The organism is Blautia sp. HCN-20427, from assembly GCF_037890365.1.
Lineage (GTDB): Bacteria > Bacillota > Clostridia > Lachnospirales > Lachnospiraceae > Blautia.
On the sequence record NZ_JBBKBX010000046.1, the window covers coordinates 1 to 9,778 of the forward strand.

Genomic DNA, 9,778 nt, shown 5'->3' on the forward strand with positions numbered 1-9,778 from the left:
ACGCTTACTGTTTATGAGGTTTCTTCTACTTTTCCTGAAATTTCTCTGAACATGAAAAGAACGACCTGACAAAGGCTTTTCTGCCTTGTCTAAGGTCGTTCTTTTCATGTTTCTATTCTTTTTTCAGGTTATCCAACTTTGCCCTTGTCAGGATAGTGGAGTGTGCCTTGGAATATCCACACCACTATTTTTTGTCAAGCTACACACTGAAAAAATTAGATCCATTTTAGATCCAAAGGACATAAAACAACCCCGGAAATGCCCATTTTATCAGCATTTCCGGGGTTCTGTCCGTTATTCAGTAAACGCCAAATAGCGAGTACCTTTTCAAAATCATCCTATGTGAGATAATAGACTCATCATTATAAAGTCCAAAAAGTTTAGTACTCAACTTTTTAGACTTAGCTACAGGAGGTGAGTCATGAAATCTCACACAAGTTTAGTTGCACAGCAAACCCGCTTGAGCGAATGGGCAGAACTAATCAGGGACTGTAAAAACCGTCCACAGGGAATGAAAATTGATGAATGGTGTCAGCTGCACGACATTACAAAAGCGAGTTACTACTGGAGACTCCGGAAAGTCCGTGAGGCGTACTTAGAAACTGCGGATCATACACAAGCCTTTGTAGAAGTTCCTTCCTCTGCACTCCATCCGGTAAATACGACCTCAGAGCATAAAATCGCTGCCATAATCAGAAGTGGAAACAACCTCACGTTGGAAATTACCGACCAGGCTTCTGCCTCCTTTCTAAGTACACTTTTGGGAGTGATCAGAAATACTCAATGATGGTACCGGATTCAAAAAAGTGTATCTGGCAACTGGATTTACGGATCTGCGCAGAGGAATTGACGGCTTGGCAAGAATCATACGTTTTCAGTTCCAGCTCGATCCTTATGATAAGAATACATTATTCTTATTTTGCGGTAAGCGTACGGACCGGATAAAAGGACTCATCTGGGAAGGTGATGGATTTCTCCTTCTGTATAAGCGGATTGAAAATGGAAACTTCCGATGGCCCCGTACAAAAGAGGAAGCGCTGGAGATTACCACAGACCAGTATCAGATGCTGATGCAGGGGTTGGAAATCGTTGCCAGACATCCTATTGAAGAAGTTGCATATCCCGCTTTCTCCTTATGATTTGTGCAAAACATAGAAAATAAAATCACTTTCATCCACACCGGGTTACCCAGTGCAATATAAAATTGAAAGTTATTCACATCCTGAAAGTTCTCCGTGGGTTTCTGTATCCCCATGATTGAAAAACTTTTCAGATTGTGGATAACAGTCATAAATATCTGAATTTTAAGCTTTTATTTTCAGGTATTCATGACTGTTATCCACCGTCAAAATGACGAAGGTGACAGAAGCCCCAAATAGCCAAAAAACGTTGATTCTGCTATAATACCACTTAGGAAAGTGAGGTTCGGTTATGGCAGTCAGGTATACGGAAGAACAATTGAATAGCGTTGATAAGTCGTTTCTTATCCATCTGCTTTTACAACAGCAGGAACAGCTGGAGGTCTTAACAAAGGAGCTTCATGCATCGAACGAAAAAATGCAGCTTCTGATGGAACAGGTAATTCTTGGCAAGCAGAACCGTTTTGGCAGGTCTTCCGAAAAGATGGAGGACACAAACCAGATCTGTTTCCTTGAAGTAGACGGAACCATCGTATTTTTCAATGAAGCAGAAGCCGTCTGCGATCTTAGCGCCGCAGAGCCTGAAGATCTGGAACCGAAGTCTCCAAAGCAGCCAAAGCGCAAAGGCAAGAAAGAGGCTGACCTTTCAGGGCTTCCGGTAAGAAGGATTGACCACTATCTGTCCGAGGCGGAATTGGAAGCAGAATTCGATAAAAAAGGCTGGAAACAGTTACCGGATGCCATTTCCAGAAAATATCATTTCGTACCTGCAAAGGTAGAAGTGGAAGAACACCATATCGGTGTATATGCCAGCAAAACAGATGAGCATATGGTCAAAGCAGACCATCCGAATGTCCTGCTGCATGGAAGCCTGGTATCCCCCTCCCTGGCCGCTGCAGTCATCAATGGAAAGTATGTGAATGCAGTACCGCTCTACCGTCTGGAACAGGAATTCCAGCGTTATGGTCTTCAGATTACAAGGCAGAACATGGCAAACTGGTGCATCCGTCTGGGAGAGGAATATTTATCAGTCCTTTATGATTATCTTCATAAAGAATTGTATTCCTATCATATAATCCAGGCAGATGAAACACCGGTGCTTGTAAATCATGACGGACGCAAAGCGGGTTCCAAAAGCTGGATGTGGGTATACCGTTCCGGACATCTGTATCAAAACAGGCAGATTGTCCTGTATGAATACCAGCAGACAAGAAATACATCCCACCCACGGAAATTCCTGAAAGGATACGATGGCATTTGTGTGACAGATGGTTATCAGGTCTACCATACTTTAGAAAAAGAGTTGGAAGAACTGACCATTGCCGGCTGCTGGGTTCATTGCCGCCGCAGATTTGATGAGGCTTTGAAGCTGATTCCTAAATCCTGTCAAAAGGAGTCGAATGTATTTCTGCTGATGAAACAGATTCAGGCAATCTACAGGGAAGAAGGGAAACTGAAGGACCTTTCTTCTGATGAACGGCTTAAGCAGCGACAGGTGGTGATAAGACCACTTGTGGATGCGTTTTTTGCGTACCTGAAAACCATAAAAGTATCCAAAAAGGATAAATTTGGTGATGCTGTCGGTTATGCACTGAATCAGGAAAAATATCTCCGTGTATTTCTCACGGATGGAGACATCCCGATTGATAATAACGCATCTGAAAGGGCAATCCGGGGTTTTTGTATCGGGAAGAAGAATTGGCAGATGATCGATACAATCAATGGAGCCAAGACTTCCGCAATCATTTACAGCATTGTGGAAACTGCAAAGGCCAACAATCTGAAGCCGTTCAATTATGTGCAGTATCTCTTGGAAGAGCTTCCGCAACATATGGATGACAGGGATTGCTCCTTTTTGGAAGATCTTCTTCCTTGGTCAGAAAAACTTCCAGCAGAGATACGTAAAGCTTAAATACTGGTGGCTGCAAAGCAGCCGCCTAAAAATGTCAAGGTACTCGCTATTTGGCGTTTACGTTATTCAAACTCGACAAATTCTAACACATTTTGTTTAGGAATTATTCTCTGTCGTGTTTCCTGTTCTTTTGATTATTTGATATATCCATATTATACTGCCTATATGAACTAATGTTATCATTTTGTTATCGCTGTTGATAACACTTGCTCGGTAACTGTGGATAATAATTATATGTTCTTTCGCAAATTATAAGCTATTTTGCTTATGAAAACAATTCTTTTTATATGTACTCAAAAAAGTTTCTCTCCTCTTCTATTACAGCATCGGAGTATCATTATCTTGCTTTCGATTACATTTTGTTATATGTAAAAAAATATTTTGCATAAGATTAATACTTGTCAAAATAGACTCGCCTTGATTTAGTTTTTTCACCTGTTTGACAGAATAGTCATCCAAATGATTTTTAATTGCTCTGATTTCATCATTATGTGTCAATCGGTGTATCAACATAGTTCCGATTTGTCCCAGCAGTACGGGAGACACATCTTGAGGATTTTGAGACGTTAAAAAAAGAAAAATTCCTTTCTTCCTTCCCTCTCTAGCCACAAGCGTTAAGCCCTTGTGAAATTCTTCTTCTGAATATTGCGATTTCGTATATCTATGAACCTCGTCTATAAAGAAAACAAATGGAATAATATTACTTTGTGAAAGTACATAATTACATATGAGATCAATAATCATTCCTCCAATTCCCTCAGAAGCTCCGAGAGTCGAAGCATTTATATACAAACTAACATCTGGTGTATGTATAAACGAATTAATCTCATCCAAGAGATTCAATAATTGAAGATTATGATTAAAAAAATTCAAAAAGTTCGTATTCCCCAACTGATATGTTACTTTTTGAACAAGATAACTATTCGCATTTGCTTTGAAAGTATCATACCCATAAACACCACGATTTTCGGATACCGATTCGGCTGCTATCTGCTCTGGTAATAGTGATATATCGAAATCTGTATCTGTTTTACTCACTGTGGCTAATTGTTGTTGTAATTGTGCAATGTTTTGTCCTGCTTTCACCAAACAAGAAGTTTGTCCTCTTTTCTGCTGATAACGCAGAGAATGGATTGCCTCAGCCAATACTGCGCTTTGAGTATTGCTATTCGTTTCAAAAAGCATAGACCACTGTTGCATCGAAAGTTTTCCCGGCGAAATGGTTGTATCAATTCCTAAATTCAACTTTTTCACTTTTTGTTCAGGAAATGAGTCCTTATATTCACCTGTTGGATCAATAATCAAAGTTTTTTTATTGGCAATAATAACTTTATCCAATATCGATAAAGCCGATGTGGACTTTCCGCTATTAGTTGCACCAACCACAAATAAATGATGATCAAATAATGTACTTGGTTTCAACGATACCTCTTCCTCATTCATATCAAGATATGTTGCAAACGATTGCATCTTTGCCTCTAGTGAATTTGTTGTTTCGATTGATTCTAAATACTTTTGAAGAACCACCCTATTAGCCAAATAAACTTTTTCAGAAACACCCACTGTCATAAATTCTGGTAGCCTAAATTTCTTATCGTGATGTGTCATAACTCCGATAATATCTATGTTTATTTCTGGAAATACTGTCTCTGTTTTCCCATAGTTTATAGAATCGTGTAACTTATCAGAAGATGCAACCTTTGTTTGAAACACTTCTCCAAGAAAAATACCACGAACAGAATCAACAACTACTAAATAATTAATAGTATTGGGAATCAATGACTCTCTGTAAATTTTTCTATGTGACAATAACGTTAAGTTTTCCACTTGTGCAATACTGTTATCTCTATACACCTGTGAAATTCTTCCTATGTAATAATTATTTTTATCCATTTTGTCATACAAAGAATCAATCGTCATAATATTCTCCTAAGTAGTCTGTTAAATCTGTATTCATCGTTGCTTTTAGAAAAGCAATTTTATAATTATGTTGCACCAAATCTTCTATCTTTTTCCAATTTGCATTGTTCTGGGTAATATTGAAATCAGTAATTAATGTTGCCAAACTCTTATTATGTAATATTGCCTGTATTATCATTTGTGAAATATGATTATCTGCAAAACTAAATCCTGTAGTAATTAATAATGTATTTGGTCTTTTCAATAATTCTTGGAACTTTGTAAATAATTCGAAATATGGTTCCTGATAACTCTGCATATATTTATTAGAACTTGGAAAAATCATAATTGGTTCAGTAACCTCACCCTTTTCCTTTCTAAAAATCCCTTTTTCATTACGTTCCCAGGTTAACGACCCATGCAATTTAAGCAAATTGATGATATTTTTCTTATACTCCATTTCCCTAGTCTTTATATTTTCTATATCTTTTACAAGATTCCATTCAAACATATCACTATCAAAATGCGGTCTATGCGTAAATGTAAAACCATCCATCACCGTGTACTCTATACTATCAGCAGCATCTTCTATTAATGTATCATAGTTCGTAGTTACCAACGTTAGTTTACTAGGCGTTCTAACGAGATGCGATACCGTATTTATAAAAGCAGAATGTTTCAAACAGGTATTGTCGTACTCATAACTTGTATTAGACACAATCAATTCAAAAATTTTATTTTTTGACAAGATATATTTATCATAATTGCTATCTGACACATACTTTTCAAACGACAGTATATCTGACAAAAAATCTTCTAAGTTAAATAATGGATTTAATTTGATTCCTACACTATTTTCTTCAACCTCAACCGAAACAGGATATTTGCATAAATCAGCTAATTCTTGAAGAGAATAATACTTAGAATCTGTCTTAAGCTCAGTATTAATCAAATCTGCCAACATTGCAACAGTCTTCCCAAAACGGTTATCTATCGCATTATTCGTACATAAAACAGAGGCCCCCGCACCGACCAGAACAATTATATTACTATAACTCTGATGAATAAAATTGGCTGTTTCCTTTTGTATGTAGCGCTTAAATAAAGCTTCATTTATATTATTACCGTCCTCATCTAAAAGTTCTGCCCCATTTTTCAAATATTTTCCATCTTCATATGCGTATTTAATATTTGACGAAATAAAATATTCTGTCATTTAAGCTGCTTGCCTCCTTACTTCCTAAACACAAATAAATATTCGTGTGCTATCAGTAAAAAATTATATTTTACACTGTTTGTCTTCCAATATCCTGTTGCTCTACAATTATGTTGTTCTTTTATGATAAGTTCTTTTAATTTGAACCCTGCTTCCTCAAAAATACGCATAACTTCAAAAGACATCGGTATCATATGTCCTTTTTGGCGTGTGTCTCCCATAAGTATTGCACAAAACTTGTCCTTTTTTAGAACACGATAACTTTCAGAAGCAACTGATTTCATTTCCTCAAGAAAGTCTTTTACTTTCAATAAAGATAAGTCTTCTGGAATATCCTCGCTATATTTTATAATATCTGCATATGGTGGATGAGTACATATCAAATCAATACTTTCGTCAGGAACAAAATCCATTTTTCTCGCATCTCCTTTATGAAGATACACCTTACCATTTGCGCCTTCGTGTTCGAAAGATACCTTTTCTTTACATCGTGCAAGTGCAACATCGTTTACATCAACACCTATAATATTTCTATTAAGCAACTTGGCTTCCACAAGTGTTGTTCCTCCACCTGCAAACTGATCAAGAACTAAATCGTTCTCTTTTGAATAACGAAGCAAAAGATTGCGTGGTATATATGGAGACCAATTCCCTCGCCATTTTGCATCGTGGGTTGCCCAATCTCCTCGTTTTGGAAAAGACCAATGAGTTGTCATTTCCAATTCAAAGTCTTCCGGCTCCCATTTAGTTATTTTCTTTGCCATCATCTAAAATCCTCAATATTAACTCCAAATCTATCCAACAAAGTATTCATTGAAAGCCAACGTCCAGATTTAGTCGGGTAATTGCAATCTTCTTGTCCCCAAATCCATTTGTATACTTTAAGAATCGTTTCTACAGGAATTCCAATAGTATCTCGAAGTTGTAATCGCTCAATAACACCTTCTGGCTCATCACCACAGCAAACATTATAAAGACCTTCAATTAGCAACAATGCTTCTCTCTCATCATATTCATATTTATCAGCTATATCATCGCTAATTTCACTATGGCTAATTAACCATAAGCTTTGTTCACGTGGGTTGAAAATAAACACCATAAAATCATCTCTCGATAACCTGCCAAAGTTTCTTTTTCCTCCAGGCTTGTTAATTGCAATTATTTCTCCTGTTGACAGATTTTCAGCCTCATACAGCAAATATGGTATATTGTTGAGTTCATCTCTAAAAGCATTTTGTTCTTGATTTTCTATATGTAGTGGAACTAAATTCACATTGTATCTAAATATTTTATTCGACATTTGCTGTACCTCATATCATTACTTTATTAATAATCCCTTCTTCCAAATCCTTGATATTATAAATGTGTTGCATAACATCAAAAGTTTCTTCAAGATTATTTCGAGCATCCAACCAACCATTTCCATCCGTAAACCAGACAAATGTAAAATTGTCAATTTCCTGTGCTTCCTGAGAGATTTGTTTATAACTACGTGCTGTTTCATTTAACTTTGAACCACTACTTGCATAAAAATTTGTTTCAATGCCATAAATTGTGTTCTCTGTTTTAATTACAAAGTCAAAGCGTTTAACAGTTTTCCCTTTATTCGAAATTGCTGAAAGGTCAAGATGAAATTTCTTCTCAATTTCCTTAATTTTCATCTCTTTAAAATATGTTTGATTCTTTACAAATCCCGCTTCTACAATATAACTTTCAACTAAGTTCTCCATTAGATGTCCACCACGATTTTTACGACCATTGGAATCAAGTCCTGTTTCAACACCCGTTACATAATCAACCAAATTGTTTACAATATGATTCTGTAACAAATCAAACAATCCAGTTTCTCTCATAAAGTATTTATATCGTTCATAATGAACGTGACTATTTGGCGGATACTTCCCAAAGTCAAATTGGAATAAATAGCCACCATTTTCATCCTGACAATATATCTCATTTGCTCTAACCGCTAAAAGCAACGGAATACACTTCAATACTTCAGGATATTTTCTCATCAATCCCTCAAAATCGGCTTCAACGCTCTTAGAACCAATTAATGAATTCAAAATATTCAGTTCTATCTTGATATTATCCACATTTCTATGAACCTTTTCAAAATCTATGTAATACCCATAATCAGCAATGCTATCACGAAATCCCGATAACCAAGTATTAAAATCTCTCTTTGACATATATTTTCTCCTCTTACTGCACTTTACAAGGCTTTCCAGCTTCACAATGAGCCGAACGACATTCTCGACAATATGATTGTGGAATATAACGTCCATCATCCATATTTCTGTAACCAAATTCTTGTTCTATATCATCCTTACCATATACTGTCTTACCACAGCAAGGACATTGTGCATATTCTCCGTATGGCATATTTTAACCTCCTTAAAAATTAGAAATAAGTAATTCTTTAATTTTTCCTCTTGCTTCGCTATTACAGTTAATCATTCGAGTTGCTTCAACTCTTCTGATTTTATGAGTAGAGTAAATGTTATCAAAAAAATCGTCTTCTGTATTTGAATTTTTCGGATCTGAATTACTGATAACAATCTTAGCCCCTTTTCTATGCATATTATCAACAAATTTTGCAAGTTCAATCTGTTCTTCATCATTAAATAAATTCTCAGTATATGCAGTAAAACTTGCTGTATCAGTAATAGGTCTGTATGGTGGATCAAAATAAACAAATGTATTTTCATCAATAAATTCTGATGACTTTCTATAATCACCACAAACAATATCAACTCTCTGCAACTTTTCAGACACCGCACGAAGATTTTTTTCATCACAAATCATAGGATTCTTATATGAACCCATAGGCACATTAAACATTCCTTTTTTGTTTACTCGGAACAACCCATTAAAACAAGTTTTATTCAGAAATATCATTAATGCTGCCTTTTCTATATTGATGTCTTCATGTCCATTTACCTTTAAATAATTAAAACGTTCTCGTTTCTGCATATAATATGCTTTACGTTTATCTGTATCTAATGGTACAAAAGCATTCTGCATTATATTAAGCATCTCGATAAGTTCATCAATGTCATCACGAATAATTCGATAAGTATTGATTAGTTCGGCATTTATATCACTAATATAAACCTCTCTCAAATCATATTTACTAAGAATATCAAACAAAACTGCTCCACCACCAATAAACGGTTCCGCATATTTAGTAATACTCCCTTCATCAAAAGGATAATAGCGTTCAATTTCTTTGAGAAGCTGACCTTTGCCTCCCGCCCATTTTAAAAATGGCTTAACTGTCTTTTCTTCGCTTTTACTATACCTCGTACTTCTTGCATCCGTTGGTTTTTTAGCTGTAACTGGTATAATCCACATATTGCCCACCATAGTTGCCTCATCAATTCTCTGTTCAGAACAAAGAACCGCTACTCGTCTTTGGGAAATTCCCCATTTATCAGCAGCCTCTCTTGCAGACATAAATTCCATAATAAACCTCCTGATTTCTTCCACTCATCTGTATTGTATTATATTCCAACTCTCGAACAATAGCAATATCATTCGCATTTAAAAATAAATTATTTGATTGTGGCAAGGAAGATACAACCTTGCCACAATAGCAATTAACTATAG

General features: G+C 36.0%; 10 protein-coding genes. 3 read left to right on the forward strand and 7 right to left on the reverse strand.

Annotated elements, in window-relative coordinates; all coding sequences use genetic code 11:
- Positions 1 to 421: 421 nt before the first annotated feature.
- The 3 genes from WKT17_RS15990 (at position 422) to tnpC (ending at position 3,051) form a co-directional block, all read left to right on the forward strand.
- Positions 422 to 787 carry an IS66 family insertion sequence element accessory protein TnpB gene (locus WKT17_RS15990; protein ID WP_178761429.1) on the forward strand — a complete coding sequence of 122 codons (366 nt, stop codon included), beginning with the start codon at positions 422 to 424 and terminating at the stop codon, positions 785 to 787.
- Positions 788 to 806: 19 nt separating this feature from the next.
- Positions 807 to 1,139, forward strand: coding sequence for an IS66 family insertion sequence element accessory protein TnpB (gene tnpB / locus WKT17_RS15995; protein WP_178761431.1), 333 nt, complete (start codon positions 807 to 809; stop codon positions 1,137 to 1,139).
- A 292-nt stretch (positions 1,140 to 1,431) separates the two neighbouring features.
- Positions 1,432 to 3,051: an IS66 family transposase gene (gene tnpC / locus WKT17_RS16000; RefSeq protein ID WP_178761433.1), complete on the forward strand. Its 1,620-nt coding sequence runs from the start codon at positions 1,432 to 1,434 to the stop codon at positions 3,049 to 3,051.
- 318 nt (positions 3,052 to 3,369) lie between these two features.
- On the opposite strand, the gene WKT17_RS16005 is transcribed toward tnpC, so the two are convergent.
- From WKT17_RS16005 to WKT17_RS16035, 7 genes are read right to left on the reverse strand one after another with little or no spacing between them, the layout of a single operon-like run.
- On the reverse strand, positions 3,370 to 4,971 hold the full coding sequence (locus WKT17_RS16005; RefSeq protein WP_291683492.1) for an ATP-binding protein: 1,602 nt from the start codon (positions 4,969 to 4,971) through the stop codon (positions 3,370 to 3,372).
- Positions 4,961 to 6,166: an SIR2 family protein gene (locus WKT17_RS16010; RefSeq protein WP_291683493.1), complete on the reverse strand. Its 1,206-nt coding sequence runs from the start codon at positions 6,164 to 6,166 to the stop codon at positions 4,961 to 4,963. Before WKT17_RS16010 ends, WKT17_RS16005 begins: the two co-directional genes overlap by 11 nt.
- A gap of 17 nt (positions 6,167 to 6,183) precedes the next feature.
- Positions 6,184 to 6,933 carry a TRM11 family SAM-dependent methyltransferase gene (locus WKT17_RS16015; RefSeq protein WP_291683494.1) on the reverse strand — a complete coding sequence of 250 codons (750 nt, stop codon included), beginning with the start codon at positions 6,931 to 6,933 and terminating at the stop codon, positions 6,184 to 6,186.
- Complete coding sequence (locus tag WKT17_RS16020) at positions 6,930 to 7,466, reverse strand: glutamyl-tRNA amidotransferase (RefSeq protein WP_291683495.1); 537 nt, start codon at positions 7,464 to 7,466, stop codon at positions 6,930 to 6,932. Before WKT17_RS16020 ends, WKT17_RS16015 begins: the two co-directional genes overlap by 4 nt.
- A gap of 10 nt (positions 7,467 to 7,476) precedes the next feature.
- A complete protein-coding gene (locus WKT17_RS16025; RefSeq protein ID WP_291683496.1) occupies positions 7,477 to 8,358 on the reverse strand; it encodes a type II restriction endonuclease in 882 nt (293 codons plus the stop codon).
- Positions 8,359 to 8,371: 13 nt separating this feature from the next.
- Positions 8,372 to 8,551, reverse strand: a complete 180-nt coding sequence (locus tag WKT17_RS16030) for a hypothetical protein (RefSeq protein WP_291683497.1) — start codon at positions 8,549 to 8,551, stop codon at positions 8,372 to 8,374.
- Between the two features lie 12 nt (positions 8,552 to 8,563).
- Positions 8,564 to 9,634 (reverse strand): DNA adenine methylase, encoded by a 1,071-nt coding sequence (locus WKT17_RS16035; protein WP_291683498.1) that lies wholly within the window; start codon positions 9,632 to 9,634, stop codon positions 8,564 to 8,566.
- Positions 9,635 to 9,778: the final 144 nt, after the last annotated feature.